Source organism: Streptomyces sp. NPDC041124, assembly GCF_055592385.1.
On the sequence record NZ_JBVIYR010000008.1, the window covers coordinates 320,521 to 337,264 of the forward strand.

Annotated in this window: 16 protein-coding genes; 15 read left to right on the forward strand and 1 reads right to left on the reverse strand. The window is 73.3% G+C overall.

Annotated elements, in window-relative coordinates; genetic code table 11:
• Positions 1-8: 8 nt before the first annotated feature.
• The 8 genes from ACZ6A9_RS23395 to ACZ6A9_RS23430 all read left to right on the forward strand — a co-directional run bounded on the left by ACZ6A9_RS23395 (position 9) and on the right by ACZ6A9_RS23430 (position 8,765).
• A complete protein-coding gene (locus ACZ6A9_RS23395; protein ID WP_468988425.1) occupies positions 9-1,115 on the forward strand; it encodes a quinone-dependent dihydroorotate dehydrogenase in 1,107 nt (368 codons plus the stop codon).
• Entirely contained in the window at positions 1,112-1,957 is an 846-nt protein-coding gene (gene pyrF, locus ACZ6A9_RS23400) for an orotidine-5'-phosphate decarboxylase (protein ID WP_468988428.1), read from the forward strand. Before ACZ6A9_RS23395 ends, pyrF begins: the two co-directional genes overlap by 4 nt.
• A gap of 256 nt (positions 1,958-2,213) precedes the next feature.
• Complete coding sequence (locus ACZ6A9_RS23405) at positions 2,214-2,537, forward strand: integration host factor (RefSeq protein WP_003977346.1); 324 nt, start codon at positions 2,214-2,216, stop codon at positions 2,535-2,537.
• A 60-nt stretch (positions 2,538-2,597) separates the two neighbouring features.
• Positions 2,598-3,191, forward strand: a complete 594-nt coding sequence (gmk, locus tag ACZ6A9_RS23410; protein WP_468988431.1) for a guanylate kinase — start codon at positions 2,598-2,600, stop codon at positions 3,189-3,191.
• 62 nt (positions 3,192-3,253) lie between these two features.
• Entirely contained in the window at positions 3,254-3,526 is a 273-nt protein-coding gene (rpoZ, locus tag ACZ6A9_RS23415; RefSeq protein ID WP_004933985.1) for a DNA-directed RNA polymerase subunit omega, read from the forward strand.
• A 122-nt stretch (positions 3,527-3,648) separates the two neighbouring features.
• Positions 3,649-4,851, forward strand: a complete 1,203-nt coding sequence (gene coaBC / locus ACZ6A9_RS23420; RefSeq protein ID WP_468988434.1) for a bifunctional phosphopantothenoylcysteine decarboxylase/phosphopantothenate--cysteine ligase CoaBC — start codon at positions 3,649-3,651, stop codon at positions 4,849-4,851.
• 238 nt (positions 4,852-5,089) lie between these two features.
• The gene (gene metK / locus ACZ6A9_RS23425) at positions 5,090-6,298 is read left to right on the forward strand and encodes a methionine adenosyltransferase (RefSeq protein ID WP_228970010.1); all 1,209 of its coding nucleotides are present in this window, start codon (positions 5,090-5,092) and stop codon (positions 6,296-6,298) included.
• 319 nt (positions 6,299-6,617) lie between these two features.
• Positions 6,618-8,765 (forward strand): primosomal protein N', encoded by a 2,148-nt coding sequence (locus tag ACZ6A9_RS23430; RefSeq protein ID WP_468988437.1) that lies wholly within the window; start codon positions 6,618-6,620, stop codon positions 8,763-8,765.
• Positions 8,766-8,844: 79 nt separating this feature from the next.
• Here ACZ6A9_RS23430 and ACZ6A9_RS23435 read toward each other — a convergent pair whose 3' ends face one another.
• Positions 8,845-9,408 carry a hypothetical protein gene (locus ACZ6A9_RS23435; protein ID WP_468988438.1) on the reverse strand — a complete coding sequence of 188 codons (564 nt, stop codon included), beginning with the start codon at positions 9,406-9,408 and terminating at the stop codon, positions 8,845-8,847.
• A gap of 325 nt (positions 9,409-9,733) precedes the next feature.
• On the opposite strand from ACZ6A9_RS23435, the gene fmt reads away from it, so the two are divergent.
• The 7 genes from fmt (at position 9,734) to ACZ6A9_RS23470 (ending at position 16,571) form a co-directional block, all read left to right on the forward strand.
• Positions 9,734-10,666: a methionyl-tRNA formyltransferase gene (gene fmt, locus ACZ6A9_RS23440; RefSeq protein WP_468988440.1), complete on the forward strand. Its 933-nt coding sequence runs from the start codon at positions 9,734-9,736 to the stop codon at positions 10,664-10,666.
• 67 nt (positions 10,667-10,733) lie between these two features.
• Positions 10,734-12,152 (forward strand): RsmB/NOP family class I SAM-dependent RNA methyltransferase, encoded by a 1,419-nt coding sequence (locus tag ACZ6A9_RS23445; protein WP_468988443.1) that lies wholly within the window; start codon positions 10,734-10,736, stop codon positions 12,150-12,152.
• Positions 12,153-12,435: 283 nt separating this feature from the next.
• Positions 12,436-13,122: a ribulose-phosphate 3-epimerase gene (gene rpe, locus ACZ6A9_RS23450; RefSeq protein ID WP_468988446.1), complete on the forward strand. Its 687-nt coding sequence runs from the start codon at positions 12,436-12,438 to the stop codon at positions 13,120-13,122.
• A gap of 78 nt (positions 13,123-13,200) precedes the next feature.
• Positions 13,201-14,244: a sugar-binding transcriptional regulator gene (locus ACZ6A9_RS23455; protein ID WP_468988448.1), complete on the forward strand. Its 1,044-nt coding sequence runs from the start codon at positions 13,201-13,203 to the stop codon at positions 14,242-14,244.
• Between the two features lie 40 nt (positions 14,245-14,284).
• The gene (locus tag ACZ6A9_RS23460; RefSeq protein ID WP_468988450.1) at positions 14,285-14,671 is read left to right on the forward strand and encodes a guanyl-specific ribonuclease; all 387 of its coding nucleotides are present in this window, start codon (positions 14,285-14,287) and stop codon (positions 14,669-14,671) included.
• Positions 14,668-15,021: a barstar family protein gene (locus ACZ6A9_RS23465; RefSeq protein ID WP_468988453.1), complete on the forward strand. Its 354-nt coding sequence runs from the start codon at positions 14,668-14,670 to the stop codon at positions 15,019-15,021. The genes ACZ6A9_RS23460 and ACZ6A9_RS23465 overlap by 4 nt, the downstream gene beginning before the upstream one ends.
• Positions 15,022-15,128: 107 nt before the next feature.
• Positions 15,129-16,571, forward strand: a complete 1,443-nt coding sequence (locus ACZ6A9_RS23470) for a GuaB1 family IMP dehydrogenase-related protein (protein WP_468988455.1) — start codon at positions 15,129-15,131, stop codon at positions 16,569-16,571.
• Positions 16,572-16,744: the final 173 nt, after the last annotated feature.

The window sequence follows — 16,744 nt, forward strand, 5'->3', positions numbered from 1 at the left end:
GAGACACCATGTACCACATCCTCTTCACCGTGCTCTTCCGGCGGATGGACCCGGAAAAGGCCCATCACCTGGCCTTCCGCTGGATCCGTCTCGTCGCGCGGATCCCCGTCCTGCGCACCTTCGCCGCCGCCGTGCTCGCCCCGCGCCACGAGGAGCTGCGCACCGAGGCCCTCGGGCTGCGCCTGCACAGTCCCTTCGGCCTCGCCGCCGGCTTCGACAAGAACGCGGTGGGCATCGACGGCCTGGCGATGCTCGGCTTCGACCACGTCGAGATCGGCACCGTGACGGGGGAACCGCAGCCCGGCAACCCCAGGAAGCGGCTGTTCCGCCTGGTCGCCGACCGGGCCCTGATCAACCGCATGGGCTTCAACAACGACGGCTCACTCGCCGTGGCGGCGCGCCTCGCCTCCCGCACGCCCGTCTTCCGGACGGTCGTCGGCGTCAACATCGGCAAGACCAAGGCCGTCCCCGAGGACGAGGCCGTCGCCGACTACGTGAAGTCCGCCGAGCGGCTCGCCCCGTACGCCGACTACCTCGTCGTCAACGTCTCCTCCCCGAACACGCCGGGGCTGCGCGACCTCCAGGCCGTGGACCACCTGCGCCCGCTGCTCACGGCCGTCCGCGAGGCCGCCGACCGCGGCGTCCCGGCCCGCCGGGTGCCGCTCCTGGTGAAGATCGCCCCCGATCTCGCCGACGAGGACATCGACGCGGTCGCCGACCTCGCAGTGGAGCTCGGCCTGGACGGCATCATCGCCACCAACACCACCATCGCCCGGGCGGGACTCGGCCTGACGTCCGACCCCGCGGCCGTGAACGAGACCGGCGGCCTGTCCGGCGCGCCCCTGAAGGCCCGCTCCCTGGAGGTGCTGCGCCGTCTCTACGCCCGCGTGGGCGACCGGATCACCCTGGTCGGCGTCGGCGGCATCGAGAACGCCGAGGACGCCTGGCAGCGCATCCTGGCCGGCGCCACGCTGGTCCAGGGCTACAGCGCGTTCGTCTACGAAGGCCCCCTCTGGGGCCGCGCCATGCACAAGGGGCTCGCCGCGCGGCTGCGCACCAGCCCCTACGCCACGCTCGCCGACGCGGTGGGCGCCGACGTGAGGACACCGGCATGACAGGTCTGGAACCCTTCGGCGCGCGTCTGCGCCGCGCGATGGACGAGCGGGGCCCGCTGTGCGTGGGCATCGACCCGCACGCCTCCCTGCTCGCCGAGTGGGGCCTGAACGACGATGTGCCGGGCCTGGAGTCGTTCAGCCGCACCGTCGTCGAGGCGGTCGCCGGACGGGTCGCCGTCCTCAAGCCGCAGATCGCCTTCTTCGAGCGCTTCGGCTCACGCGGCGTCGCCGTCCTGGAGAGGACGGTGCGGGAGGCGCGGGCGGCCGGGGCGCTGGTCGTCATGGACGCCAAGCGCGGTGACATCGGCTCCACCATGGCCGCCTACGCCGCGTCCTTCCTCCACAAGGACGCGCCCCTGTTCTCCGACGCGCTCACCGTCTCGCCGTACCTCGGCTACGGCTCCCTGAGCCCGGCCGTCGCCCTGGCCCGCGAGAGTGGCACCGGACTGTTCGTGCTGGCGCTGACGTCCAACCCGGAGGGCGGCGAGGTACAGCACGCGGTCCGCGCCGACGGGCGCACCATCGGCGCGACCATGCTCGGACACCTGGCCCTGGAGAACGCCGGCGAGGAGCCGCTGGGTTCCTTCGGCGCGGTGGTCGGCGCGACGCTCGGCGACCTGTCCTCCTACGACCTGGACATGAACGGTCCGATTCTCGCCCCCGGCATCGGCGCGCAGGGCGCCACGGCGGCCGACCTGCCGACGGTGTTCGGGAGCGCGGTGCGCAACGTGGTGCCGAACGTCAGCCGGGGAGTGTTGCGCCACGGTCCCGACGTGGTCGCTCTGCGTGACGCCGCCGAGCGGTTCGCGGACGAGATCCGGGCCGCGGTGACGACGGCCTGAGAGCGGCCGACGAGGGAATCCGAGGTCGTCGCGCTGTGAAAACACCCTCACAACAGCAACCATTTGTCTCGAATGTCCGGCCTGGCGGAGGCTGACCAGGACTTTTCCGCAGTTCTCGCTGACTCAGGCGGACTTGGCCGCTAGTCTCCGACGGAGAGTGAACGGGCGACGATGTCGTCCGTCACTCCCAGGTGTGGGGCGACCAGGTTCCTCACCGGTCCGTATCCGACAGTTCGACATCCGAGGTGACGTAGGCGTGGCTCTTCCGCCCCTTACCCCTGAACAGCGCGCAGCCGCGCTCGAAAAGGCCGCCGCGGCTCGCCGGGAGCGGGCCGAGGTCAAGAATCGACTCAAGCACTCCGGCGCCTCCCTGCACGAGGTCATCAAGCAGGGCCAGGAGAACGACGTCATCGGCAAGATGAAGGTCTCCGCCCTGCTCGAGTCCCTGCCGGGCGTGGGCAAGGTCCGCGCCAAGCAGATCATGGAGCGTCTGGGCATCTCCGAGAGCCGCCGCGTGCGGGGTCTCGGGTCCAACCAGATCGCCTCCCTGGAGCGCGAGTTCGGCAGCACCGGCTCCTGAGTACCGGACCGTCCGGGACCGGCGTCCCGGGCACTGCGGGATTGCTGGAATAATCGCCGCATGGCTGCAACACCCCGGGGGACGTCCCCCGTACCCCCGGACGTACGTCCGCGGCTGACCGTGCTCTCCGGCCCCTCAGGGGTCGGCAAGAGCACGGTCGTCGCTCATATGCGCAAGGAACACCCCGAGGTCTGGCTCTCCGTCTCGGCGACGACCCGCAAGCCCCGCCCCGGTGAGCAGCACGGCGTCCACTATTTCTTCGTCACCGACGACGAGATGGACAAGCTGATCGCCAACGGCGAGCTGCTCGAATGGGCCGAGTTCGCGGGCAACCGCTACGGCACGCCCCGCGCGGCCGTGCTGGAGCACCTCGAGGCGGGCGTGCCCGTGCTGCTGGAGATCGACCTCCAGGGTGCGCGGCAGGTCCGCGAGTCCATGGCCGAGGCGCAGCTGGTGTTCCTGGCCCCTCCCTCCTGGGAGGAGCTCGTGCGCAGGCTCACGGGCCGCGGCACGGAGTCGGCCGAGGTCATCGAGCGCCGGCTCACGGCCGCGAAGACCGAACTGGCCGCCGAGCCGGAGTTCGACACCACCCTGGTCAACACCTCCGTCCAGGACGTCGCCCGCGAGCTGCTAGCCTTGATGAACGTCGTGTGATCGTGAGCAATCGTTCACCGGTCAGGTCGACTGAATCTTTCCCATCCATCGGAAGGTAGAGCGTGTCCTCTTCCATCTCCGCGCCCGAGGGCATCATCAACCCGCCGATCGACGAGCTCCTCGAGGCCACGGACTCGAAGTACAGCCTCGTGATCTACGCGGCCAAGCGGGCCCGCCAGATCAACGCGTACTACTCGCAGCTCGGCGAGGGCCTGCTGGAGTACGTCGGTCCGCTCGTCGACACCCACGTCCACGAGAAGCCGCTCTCGATCGCCCTGCGCGAGATCAACGCGGGACTGCTGACCTCCGAGGCCGTCGAAGGCCCCGGCCAGTAATCGGTCGGTCAGTCGTATCAGCGGTTTCCAGCTGACTTTTCCACAGGCCCGGCAGCACGTCTGCCGGGCCTGTGGTGTCTGATGGTGCCGGTCGCACATGTACCGAGGTCCGGGGAGAGACGGTGGACAAGCCCAAGGTCGTTCTGGGGGTCAGCGGCGGCATCGCCGCGTACAAGGCCTGTGAGCTGCTCAGGCGGCTGACGGAGTCGGGACACGACGTACGGGTCGTGCCCACCGCCTCCGCGTTGCACTTCGTCGGCGCCGCCACTTGGTCCGCGCTCTCCGGCCACCCGGTCTCCACCGAGGTCTGGGACGACGTGCACGAGGTGCCGCACGTCCGCATCGGACAGCACGCCGACCTGGTGGTCGTCGCCCCGGCCACGGCCGACATGCTCGCCAAGGCCGCCCACGGCCTGGCCGACGACCTGCTCACCAACACCCTGCTCACCGCCCGCTGCCCGGTGGTCTTCGCACCCGCCATGCACACCGAGATGTGGGAGCACCCGGCCACCCAGGACAACGTGGCGACCCTGCGCGCCCGGGGCGCCGTCGTCATCGAACCGGCCGTCGGCCGTCTCACCGGCGCCGACACCGGCAAGGGACGGCTCCCCGACCCCGGGGAGATCTTCGAGGTGTGCCGCCGGGTCCTGGCCCGCGGCGTCACCGAGCCCGACCTCGCCGGCCGGCACGTCGTGATCAGCGCCGGAGGCACCCGCGAACCCCTCGACCCCGTCCGTTTCCTCGGCAACCGCTCCTCCGGCAAGCAGGGCTACGCCCTCGCCCGCACCGCCGCCGCCCGGGGCGCCCGCGTCACGCTGATCGCGGCCAACACCGCCCTGCCCGACCCGGCCGGCGTCGACGTCGTCGCCGTCGGGACCGCCGTGGAGCTACGAGAGGCCGTCCTGCGCGCCGCCCCCGACGCGGACGCGGTCGTCATGGCGGCGGCCGTCGCCGACTTCCGTCCGGCGGCCTACGCCGGCGGAAAAATCAAGAAGAAGGACGGCCAGGATCCCGAGCCCGTCACCCTGGTGCGGAATCCGGACATCCTCGCGGAGATCTCCGGCGACCGGGTGAGGTCCGGACAGGTGATCGTCGGCTTCGCCGCCGAGACCGACGACGTGCTCGCCAACGGGCGCGCCAAGCTGAAGCGCAAGGGCTGCGATCTGCTGGTGGTGAACGAGGTGGGGGAGCGAAAGACCTTCGGCCTGGACGAGAGCGAAGCCGTGGTCCTGGGGGCCGACGGAACCGAGACGCCCGTCGCGCACGGCCCCAAGGAAAACCTGGCCGAAACCATCTGGGACCTGGTGGTCGAACGCCTCGGATGAGTGATTGATTTCGCCTCCGACCCACCGAAACCTCCCACAACGGGGCGTGGCCCCCTCTGGCGAACCTCGCCCCGCCCGGGGAGAATGCCCGTGCCGCAGGTCACAGCGCTCTCGCGAGACGAGACAGGGGGACCCGCGGCGAAGCGCGACCGATAAACTGTTCCACCGACGGCGTCGGGTGCAGCCCCCGCCGTTCGCCAACGATCAGCCAGCAGCCGCTGCAACCCCAGGGAGCGTTGTGTCCCGTCGTCTGTTCACCTCGGAGTCCGTGACCGAGGGTCACCCCGACAAGATCGCTGACCAGATCAGCGACACCATCCTCGACGCGCTCCTCCGCGAGGACCCGGCCTCCCGGGTCGCCGTCGAAACCCTGATCACCACCGGCCTGGTGCACGTGGCCGGCGAGGTCACCACCAAGACGTACGCGGACATCGCGACGCTGGTGCGCAACAAGATCCTGGAGATCGGCTACGACTCCTCGAAGAAGGGCTTCGACGGCGCCTCCTGCGGCGTCTCCGTGTCGATCGGCGCGCAGTCCCCGGACATCGCCCAGGGCGTCGACGCCGCCTACGAGGCCCGCGTCGAGGGCGACGACGACGAGCTGGACCGGCAGGGCGCCGGCGACCAGGGCCTGATGTTCGGCTACGCGACGGACGAGACGCCGACGCTGATGCCGCTGCCGGTCTTCCTCGCCCACCGCCTGTCCAAGCGCCTGTCCGACGTGCGCAAGAACGGGACCATCCCCTACCTGCGCCCCGACGGCAAGACCCAGGTCACCATCGAGTACGACGGCGACAAGGCGGTCCGCCTGGACACCGTGGTCGTCTCCTCCCAGCACGCCTCGGACATCGACCTGGAGTCGCTGCTCGCCCCCGACATCCGCGAGTTCGTCGTGGAGCCGGAGCTGAAGGCGCTCCTCGACGAGGGCATCAAGCTCGAGACCGAGAAGTACCGGCTGCTGGTGAACCCCACCGGCCGGTTCGAGATCGGCGGTCCGATGGGTGACGCCGGACTGACCGGCCGCAAGATCATCATCGACACCTACGGCGGCATGGCCCGCCACGGCGGCGGCGCCTTCTCGGGCAAGGACCCGTCCAAGGTGGACCGCTCGGCGGCGTACGCGATGCGCTGGGTCGCCAAGAACGTGGTGGCGGCCGGACTGGCCGCGCGCTGCGAGGTGCAGGTCGCGTACGCGATCGGCAAGGCGGAGCCGGTCGGCCTGTTCGTGGAGACCTTCGGAACCGCCAAGGTCGAGACGGAGAAGATCGAGCGGGCCATCGACGAGGTCTTCGACCTCCGCCCGGCCGCGATCATCCGCGACCTGGACCTGCTGCGCCCGATCTACGCCCAGACCGCCGCCTACGGCCACTTCGGCCGTGAGCTGCCCGACTTCACCTGGGAGCGTACCGACCGCGTGGACGCCCTGCGCACGGCGGCGGGGCTGTAGGTCCGGCCCGCATGTCTCTCCGAGGCCCGGCGCCCCTCTTCCGGGGGTGCCGGGCCTCGGCGTGTCCGGCACCGCTGCGAAAAGGCCGCGCGCGCCGCACCGGCTGCGCCCTACGCTCGCGGTGCTGCGCCGCGGCCCGGTGCGAAGGGCACGGATCCTTCCGGGGGACGACCCTCGCAGGTTCGAGTCCTGCCGCCGGCCCTCCGGGGCCGGTGTGGCCGAGTGGACCGAGGCAGAAGCGCCTCCGGGCGGTCCTCCGTACCCGCGGCCGATCTCGGGCCGGGCGCCGCTGTCCGACCCGTTTGGTAAGAATGCAGGCGTGAGCAGCGAGAACGGACGGCAGGACGGCGGCGCCCAGGGCGCGCCGCCCGAGCAGCTCGCGCTCATCCGGGAGAGCGTGCGCCGGACCAAGGTCCCCCGGGCCAAACCGCGCACCTGGCGAGGCGCCGCGCTGGCGAAGGAGCTGCCCGTCGCCCGTGTCCTCGTCGACAAGGGCGTGCTCCACCTCGACCGCTACTTCGACTACGCCGTGCCCGAGGAACTGGACGCCGACGCGCAGCCGGGCGTGAGGGTGCGGGTGCGGTTCGGCGCCGGGCGGCACCGGGTGCGCGAGGGCCGGCGCGAGGGCGGGGGACTGATCGACGGGTTCCTCGTCGAGCGGCTGGCCGAATCCGACTACTCGGGCCCCCTGGCCGCCCTGGCCCAGGTCGTCTCGCCCGAGCGGGTGCTCGACGAGGAGCTGCTGGGCCTCGCCCGCGCGGTCGCCGACCGGTACGCGGGCAGCCTCGCCGACGTCCTCCAGCTCGCCGTGCCGCCGCGCAACGCCCGCGCCGAGCGACGTCCGCCGGCCGCCCCGCCGCCCCCGCCCCAGGCGCCCTCACCCGGCTCCTGGGAGCGTTACGAGCAAGGGCCCGCCTTCCTGGAGTCGCTGGCCTCCGGAGGCGCCCCACGCGCCGTGTGGAACGCGCTGCCCGGCCCTGGGTGGAGCGAGGAGCTGGCCCGGGCCGTCGCGGCGACCCTGGCCTCCGGGCGGGGTGCGCTGGCCGTCCTCCCGGACGGCCGGGCCGTGGCCCGCGCCGACGCCGCGCTCACCGCACTGCTGGGGGAGGGGCATCACGCGGTCCTCACCGCCGACGCGGGTCCGGAGAAGCGCTACGCGCAATGGCTCGCGGTGCGGCGGGGATCCGTACGGGCCGTCATCGGGACGCGGGCCGCGATGTTCGCTCCGGTGCGGGACCTCGGACTGCTCGCGGTCTGGGACGACGGCGACGACAGCCACAGCGAGCAGCACGCCCCGCAGCCGCACACCCGCGAGGTGCTGCTGCTGCGGGCCGCACAGGACCGGTGCGGCTTCCTGCTGGGCGGCTGGAGCTGCACCGTGGAGGCCGCCCAGCTCGTGGACACAGGCTGGGCGCGTCCGCTGGTCGCCACGAGGGAGCGGGTACGGGCCGCCGCGCCGCTGGTGCGGACCGTCGGCGACCAGGATCTGGCGCGGGACGAGGCCGCCCGCGCGGCGCGGCTGCCGACGCTCGCCTGGCAGACCGTCAGGGAGGGACTGAGGCACGGGCCGGTGCTGGTCCAGGTCCCACGGCGCGGGTACGTGCCGCGGATGGCGTGCGCGAACTGCCGGGCGCCGGCGCGCTGCCGGCACTGCTCCGGGCCGCTGGAGGCCCGGGGGTCCGGCGATCTGCGGTGCGGTTGGTGCGGCCGCGGGGAGAGCGGCTGGCACTGCCCGGAGTGCGGCGGCTTCCGGCTGCGGGCGCAGGTGGTGGGGGCGCGGCGGACCGCGGAGGAGCTGGGCCGGGCCTTTCCCGCGGTGCCGGTGCGGACCTCGGGACGCGAGCACGTCCTGGACACGGTGCCGGGGGCGCCCGCGCTGGTGGTGAGCACGCCGGGCGCGGAACCGGTGGCGGAGGGCGGCTACGCGGCGGCGCTGCTGCTGGACGGGTGGGCGATGCTGGGCCGGCCCGACCTGCGCTCCGACGAGGACGCGTTGCGCCGCTGGATCGGCGCGGCGGCGCTGGTCCGCCCGCAGCCGGCGGGCGGCACGGTGGTGGTGGTCGCGGAGCCGACGCTGCGGCCGGTGCAGGCGCTGGTGCGGTGGGACCCGGTCGGGCACGCGGTGCGGGAACTGGCCGAACGCGGCGAGCTGGGCTTCCCGCCGGTGTCGCGGATGGCGGCGGTGTCGGGGCCGGGTGAGGCGCTGGCGGCGTTTCTCCGCGCGGTGGACCTGCCGGCGCGGGCGGAGATCCTGGGCCCGGTGCCACTGCCGGTCACCCCGGCCGGCCGGCCGCGGCGCCCCGGCGCACCGCCGCCGGGGGAGCAGTGGGACCGGGCGCTGGTCCGGGTGCCGCCCGGACACGGCGCCGAACTGGCGGCGGCGCTGAAGGCCGCGCAGGCGGCGCGCATGGCCCGGGGCGGGAACGAGCCGGTGTGGGTGCGCATCGACCCGCTCGACATCGGCTGAGCCGGGCGTGTCCGCCGAGCTCGTGGCGGACGTGGGGACGCCCTCCCGGAGGCGGTGGGTCCGGAAGGGCGGGGGCGGTTCAGCCGTTGCGCGGGGCGGGGAAGACGGTGGGCCGGGGGTCCTCGCGCAGGGAGGAGCTGCCGGCGGTGGGCTGGGTCGGCATGGCGCGGGCCGCGGGAACCGTCGGGACGGAGGAGACGCCGGCGCCCACATTGACCGTCCGGGTGCCCGGCGACTCCGGAGTCCGCTCGGCCTCGGCGGTGGCCGTGGCGGGGGCGGCGGGTGTCCGCTCGGCCGCCCGGCGGGCGCCGTAGCGGCGGTGCACCGCCTGCTTGGTGACGCCGAGCGCCGAGCCCACCGCGTCCCACGAGAAGCCGAGTGAGCGGTCGAAGTCCACGGCCGCCGTGACCAGGGTCTCGACACTGTCCCGAAGCTCCTGGGCGAGACGGACCGTCGGAGCGGGGGCACGTCCGTAGACGACGAAGCCCGTGGAGGGGCCGGAGCGGCGCGGGCGGTAGACGTTGCCCAGCTGGGCGGTGAGCGTGCGCAGTGCGTCCACCTGGCGCCGGACCCGCTCGATGTCCCGCACCAGCAAGTGCAGGCTGGCCCGAGCCTGGGCGTCGTGGGTTGCGTGGTCGGCCATGAACAAGCCTCTCGAACCGGCGTTGAAAGGAATGAGCCCGCTGCGGGGCCCGTGGTCAACTCTTCCTTGACCAACGCGTGGGCGCCCCGCTGGTCACGGGGCGGGGGCGCGGCGGCATATGCGTACGCCCCCGCGGGGGCGTGTCCCGGCCGAGGGGCAGCGGACACTCTCCCGCCCGCGCACCTGCCCGTCTCAGCGGACCGGGAGGGGGAGTTCCTCCCGGGCGTCCGCCTTCGGCGGCTGTCCCCGGACGGCGTCGCCGGTGCCGGGTCATAGACTGGTGCGCTGCCCCAGTCACCCCCGCCCGAGAGGCTCCCAGCACCCCATGAAGCTCGTCTTCGCCGGTACCCCCGAGGTCGCCGTTCCCGCACTGGACGCTCTTCTCGCCTCCGGGCGGCACGAGGTGGCAGCCGTCGTCACCCGGCCCGACGCGCCCGCCGGGCGTGGACGCAGACTGGTCGCCTCGCCCGTCGCCGACCGCGCCGAGGAGGCCGGGATCGAGGTGCTGAAGCCGGCCAGGCCCCGGGACCCGGACTTCCTCGAACGGCTGAAGGAGATCGCGCCGGACTGCTGCCCCGTCGTCGCCTACGGCGCCCTCCTGCCCAGGGCCGCCCTCGACATCCCCGCCCGGGGCTGGGTCAACCTGCACTTCTCGCTGCTCCCCGCCTGGCGCGGCGCCGCACCCGTGCAGCACGCCATCATGGCCGGCGACGAGATCACCGGAGCCGCGACCTTCCTCATCGAGGAGGGCCTCGACTCCGGGCCCGTCTACGGCACCGTCACCGAGGAGATCCGCCCCACCGACACCAGCGGCGACCTGCTCACCCGGCTCGCCTTCGCCGGCGCCGGACTGCTCGCCGCGACCATGGACGGCATCGAGGACGGCGCCCTCCAGGCCGTACCGCAGCCCGCCGAGGGCATCAGCCTCGCCCCCAAGGTCACCGTGGAGGACGCCCGCCTCGACTGGAACACCCCGGCGCTGCGCGTCGACCGGGTGGTGCGCGGCTGCACCCCCGCACCCGGCGCCTGGACCACCTTCCGGGGCGAACGCCTCAAGATCGTCCAGGCGGCCCCCGTACCGGACGTGACCGGGCTCGCTCCCGGGCAGCTCTCCGCCGGGAAGAACAACGTGTACGTGGGGACCGCCTCGTACGCCGTGGAACTGCTGTGGGTGCAGGCCCAGGGCAAGAAGCCGATGCGGGCGGCGGACTGGGCGCGCGGGGTGCGGATCGGAGCCGGGGAGAGCGTCGGCGCCTGACGCCCGCGGAACCGCCAGGACGTAGGCTGGAGCGCGCACTTCACCCCACATCCGGAGCACCTTTTTCGTGAGCGATCAGCCCCGTCGGCCCCGCAAGCCCGCCAAGCCCTACCGCCGGCCCCAGAAGGACCCCGTCCGCGTTCTCGCCTTCGAGGCCCTGCGGGCCGTGGACGAGCGGGACGCCTACGCCAACCTCGTCCTGCCCCCGCTGCTGCGCAAGGCGCGCGAGGACGGCGACTTCGACGCGCGGGACGCGGCCCTCGCCACCGAGCTGGTGTACGGCACCCTGCGCCGCCAGGGCACGTACGACGCGGTCATCGCGGCCTGCGTCGACCGGCCGCTGCGCGAGGTGGACCCGCCGGTGCTGGACGTGCTGAGCCTCGGCGCGCACCAGCTGCTGGGGACGCGGATCCCCACGCACGCCGCCGTGTCCGCGTCCGTCGAACTGGCCCGGGTGGTGCTCGGCGACGGGCGCGCCAAGTTCGTCAACGCCGTCCTGCGCAAGATCGCGCAGGACGACCTCGACGGCTGGCTGGAGCGGGTCGCCCCGCCCTACGACCAGGACCCCGAGGACCACCTCGCCGTCGTGCACTCGCACCCCCGCTGGGTCGTCTCCGCGCTGTGGGACTCCCTCGGCGGCGGGCGGGACGGCATCGAGGACCTGCTGCGGGCCGACAACGAGCGTCCGGAGGTCACCCTGGTCGCCCGTCCCGGCCGGGCGACCACCGCCGAACTGCTCGACGAGGAGGCCGCCGTCCCCGGCCGCTGGTCGCCCCACGCGGTGCGGCTGGCCGAGGGCGGGGAGCCGGGCGCCATCGCGGCGGTCGCCGAGGGCCGGGCCGGTGTGCAGGACGAGGGAAGCCAGCTCGTGGCGCTCGCCCTGGCCAACGCTCCCGTCGAGGGCCGTGACCGGATGTGGCTCGACGGATGCGCCGGTCCGGGCGGCAAGGCGGCGCTGCTCGGGGCGCTCGCCGCCGAGCGCGGGGCCGTACTGCTCGCCTCGGAGAAGCAGCCGCACCGGGCGGGTCTGGTGGCCAGGGCCCTCGCCGGGAACCCGGGCCCGTACCAGGTGGTCGCCGCCGACGGGACGCGTCCCCCGTGGCGGCCCGGCAGCTTCGACCGGGTGCTGGTCGACGTGCCGTGCACCGGGCTGGGCGCCCTGCGCCGCCGCCCCGAGGCGCGCTGGCGGCGCCGCCCGGAGGACCTGGAGGGCTTCGCGCCGCTCCAGCGCGGGCTGCTGCGCACCGCCCTGGAGTCCGTGCGGGTCGGCGGTGTCGTCGGCTACGCCACCTGCTCGCCGCACCTCGCCGAGACCCGGGCGGTGGTCGCCGACCTCCTCAAGCAGTTCCCGGACGCCGACCTGATCGACGCCCGCCCGCTGCTGCCCGGGGTCCCGGACCTCGGCGACGGCCCCGACGTGCAGCTGTGGCCCCATGTGCACGGCACCGACGCGATGTACCTGGCCCTGATCCGCCGGACGGGCTGATCCATCGCGCCCTGAGCCCGGGGGCGCTCCCGGCCGGCGCACCGGCCACCCGTGGACGCGGGCCGAGGCCGCTGCCCGCCGTCCGGGTCGGGCCGGAGAGCGCGCCGTGCGCCGCGGCGCGTGACGGAGCACCCCGGGCTCGTCCCGGGTCCCGTGGGCGCGGTGCGGGTCAGGACGCCTCCCCGTCCTCGGCGAGCGCCGGTGTCCCGGCCGGACCGCGGGGCCCGGTGCGCGAATCCGCACCGCTGCACGCAACCCCCGGGGGGCATGGCAGTCTTGGGGCATGGCCCCGCAGATCAACCCCAGCATCCTGTCCGCCGACTTCGCCCGCCTCGCGGACGAGGCGAAGGCGGTCGAGGGAGCCGACTGGCTCCACGTCGACGTCATGGACAACCACTTCGTCCCCAACCTCACGCTCGGCGTGCCGGTCGTGGAGTCGCTGGCCCGGGCGACGGACACGCCGCTGGACTGCCATCTGATGATCGAGGCCCCCGACCGCTGGGCCCCGCAGTACGTGGAGGCCGGGGCCGGATCGGTCACCTTCCACGTCGAGGCCGCCGCCGCGCCCGTGCGGCTCGCGCGCGAGATCCGGGCCAAGGGAGCCCGCGCGTCCATGGCGCTCAAGCCCGCCACTCCCATCGAGCCGTACGAGGACCTGCTCCCCGAGCTCGACATGCTGCTGATCATGACGGTTGAGCCCGGCTTCGGCGGGCAGGCGTTCCTCGACATCATGCTGCCGAAGATCCGCCGCACCCGTGAGCTGATCAGCAGGCACGGCCTGGAGCTCTGGCTCCAGGTCGACGGCGGGGTCTCGGCCTCCACGATCGAGCGGTGCGCCGACGCCGGCGCCGACGTCTTCGTCGCGGGTTCCGCCGTGTACGGGGCGTCGGATCCGGCCGAGGCGGTACGTGCACTGCGCAACCAGGCGGAGACCGCGACGGCCAAGGCGGCGTGGGCATGCGACCACTGAGCGTCAGATACATGAACGGCGCCCAGCAGGGCTGATCGACCGCGCCGGATCTGCAAGGATGAACGGCGAATCCAGAGTGTGAACAGCAGTGAGGAGATCGCCGTGTCGGGTATGTCGGCGGGCCGGTCAGCCATGCGGATGGGACCCGCTGAGCTGGTGCAGGCGGCGGCCATGGCCCGCCGCTTCTACCTCGAGGGCAAATCCAAGATCCAGATCGCCGAGGAGTTCGGCGTCAGCCGCTTCAAGGTGGCCCGGGTCCTGGAGACCGCCCTCGAACGGGATCTCGTACGGATCGAGATCCGTGTGCCGGCCGAGCTGGACGCCGAGCGCTCCGACGCGCTCCGCGCCCGCTACGGCCTCAGGCACGCCGTCGTGGTCGAGTCCCCGGCCGAGGCCGCGGAGACACCCGACCCCGAGAACCTGGGAGAGGTGGCCGCCGACCTGCTCGGCGAGCTGGTCAACGAAGGGGATGTGCTGGGGCTGGCCTGGGGCCGGTCCACCATCCACATGGCGGCGGCCCTGGACCGGCTGCCGCCCTGCACGGTCGTGCAGCTCACGGGCGTGTACGACGCCGGGACCGCCGAGCGCGGCTCGGTGGAGGCCGTCCGCCGCGCCGCGCAGGTGTCGGGCGGCGACGCCCACCCCATCTACGCGCCGATGCTGCTGCCCGACGAGGCCACCGCGCAGGCGCTGCGCCACCAGACCGGCATCGCGCGGGCCTTCGAGTACTTCGACAAGGTCACCGTCGCCTGTGTCTCCATCGGCTCCTGGGAGCCGGGCATCTCGACGGTGCACGACATGCTCAGCGACGAGGAGCGGGCCCACTACGCCTCCCTCGGTGTCGCCGCGGAGATGTCCGCGCACCTCTTCGACGCCGACGGCCGCCGGGTCGGCCGGGACCTGGGGGAGCGCTGCATCACGGTCAAGACGGACCAGCTGCGCCGTGTTCCGGAGGTCGTCGCGATCGCGGGCGGGCAGCGCAAGGGCCCCGCGATCGACGCCGTACTGCGCTCCGGGCTGGTCACCAGCCTGGTGACGGACACGTCGGCCGCGGACTACCTGATGACCGCGGGACCGACCCCGCGGTCCGCCCTCAACCGCGCGGACCCGGATGGCCCCTGAGGGCGGGTGACGCGGAAGCGGGCCTGGCAGCATCGACCGCATGGTGCTGAGACGGGCCCTGCTCCCGCGTCTCCTGGCCTGCCTGCTCGTCCTGCTGGCCGGCTGCTCGTCCGCCGGTGACGACGGCGGGGCGCCCGCCTGGGCCGACGGCATGGCCACCGTGCGGGAGGCCGACCTGCCCGCCGAGGCGCAGCGCACCCTGGACCTCGTCGACGAGGGCGGGCCCTTCCCGTACGCACAGGACGGCTCCGTCTTCGGCAACTTCGAAGGGCTGCTGCCGCAGCAGAAGCGCGGCCACTACCGCGAGTACACCGTGAGGACCCCCGGATCCGACGATCGCGGGGCCCGCCGCATCGTCACCGGCCGGGACGGCGAGACGTACTACACCGACGACCACTACGCATCGTTCACGGCGGTCCTGAGATGACACCCGAACTCGGCGGCCGGCTCGTGGTCGCGCTCGGCCTCGACGGCGTCACCGACAAGGCGGGCCTGATGGACCGCTGCGCCCGCGCCCTGAACCTGCCCGACTGGTTCGGCCGCAACTGGGACGCCCTGGTGGACTGCCTCGCCGACCACACCGTGTGGCCCGAGGGCGCGGTGGAGCGGGGGCTGCTGATCGTCGTGCACGACTGGCGGACGTACGCGGCGGCACGCCCCGGCGAGTGGGCGACCGCCCAGGACGTGTTCGCCGAGGCGGCGGACCGCACCGCCTCCCTCACCGTGGCACTCGCCCTTGGAGGTTCCTCCGAGCAGCGCTCTGACCAGCATGGATGATCCGACCGGGGAGGGCGCCGGGATCGGCATGGGACAATGAAGTACGTGCTCTTCCCCCTGGCTGACCTGTCCGGGGGCCACCTCTGATCGACTGGGATGTGCAGCACGTGCGTTTCCTGAACGACATCCAGCCCGCGTACGACCTGACGTACGACGACGTCTTCATGGTGCCGAGCCGCTCCGCGGTCGGCTCGCGGCAGGACGTGGACCTCAGCTCCCCGGACGGCACGGGCACCACCATCCCGCTCGTCGTCGCCAACATGACCGCCATCGCCGGACGCCGCATGGCCGAGACCGTGGCCCGGCGCGGCGGACTCGTGGTCATACCGCAGGACATTCCGATCGAGGTCGTCGCCGAGGTCGTCTCCTGGGTGAAGGGCCGCCACCTGGTCCTCGACACCCCCATCGTGCTGGCCCCGCACCAGACCGTCGCCGACGCGCTCGCCCTGCTGCCCAAGCGCGCGCACAACGCGGGCGTCGTCGTCGACGATGGGCACCGGCCGGTCGGCGTGGTCACCGACACCGACCTGTCCGGCGTGGACCGCTTCACCCAGCTCGAAGAGGTCATGTCGAAGGACCTCCTCCTCATCGACGCGGACATGGACCCGCGCGAGGCCTTCAACACCCTCGACGGCGCCAACCGCCGCTACGCGCCCGCCGTGGACGAGGACGGCCGCCTGGCCGGCATCCTCACCCGCAAGGGCGCCCTGCGCGCCACCCTCTACACCCCGGCCACCGACGCCCGCGGCCGGCTCCGCATCGCCGCCGCCGTCGGCATCAACGGCGACGTGGCGGGCAAGGCCGAGCAGCTGCTCCGGGCGGGTGTGGACACGCTCGTCATCGACACGGCGCACGGCCACCAGGAGTCGATGATCAGCGCCGTCAAGCTGGTGCGCGACCTCGACCCGCGGGTGCCCGTCGTCGCGGGCAACATCGTCTCCGCCGAGGGCGTCCGCGACCTGATCGAGGCGGGCGCCGACATCGTCAAGGTCGGTGTGGGCCCCGGCGCCATGTGCACCACCCGCATGATGACCGGTGTCGGCCGGCCCCAGTTCTCCGCCGTCCTGGAGTGCGCCGCCGAGGCGAGGAAGTACGGCAAGCACGTGTGGGCCGACGGCGGTGTCCGTCACCCGCGGGACGTGGCCATGGCGCTCGCGGCCGGCGCGTCCAACGTGATGGTCGGCTCCTGGTTCGCCGGGACCTTCGAGTCCCCGGGCGACCTCCAGCACGACGCGGACGGCCGCCCCTACAAGGAGTCCTTCGGCATGGCCTCCGCGCGTGCCGTGCGCAACCGCACCTCCGAGGAGTCCGCCTACGACCGGGCCCGCAAGGCGCTGTTCGAGGAGGGCATCTCCACCTCCCGCATGTTCCTCGACCCGGCCTCCCCCGGAGTGGAGGACCTGATCGACTCGATCATCGCGGGCGTCCGCTCCTCCTGCACCTACGCGGGTGCCGGGTCGCTGGAGGAGTTCGCCGAGAAGGCCGTCGTCGGGATCCAGAGCGCCGCCGGCTACGCCGAGGGCAAGCCCCTGCACGCCAGCTGGAACTGACGGCGCGCCCCGGGACGGGGCGGGTGTGCGACGGCCCACAGGGCCCGTGCAACGAACACCCGCCTCACCCCGGGGAACGCAATGATCGTGCGGCGGTGCGCAAGGTTGCTGCATTTCAGGAGCAACGAAGAACCTCGTAGGGTTACGCGCTGTACGTGGTGCGGCGTGGACCC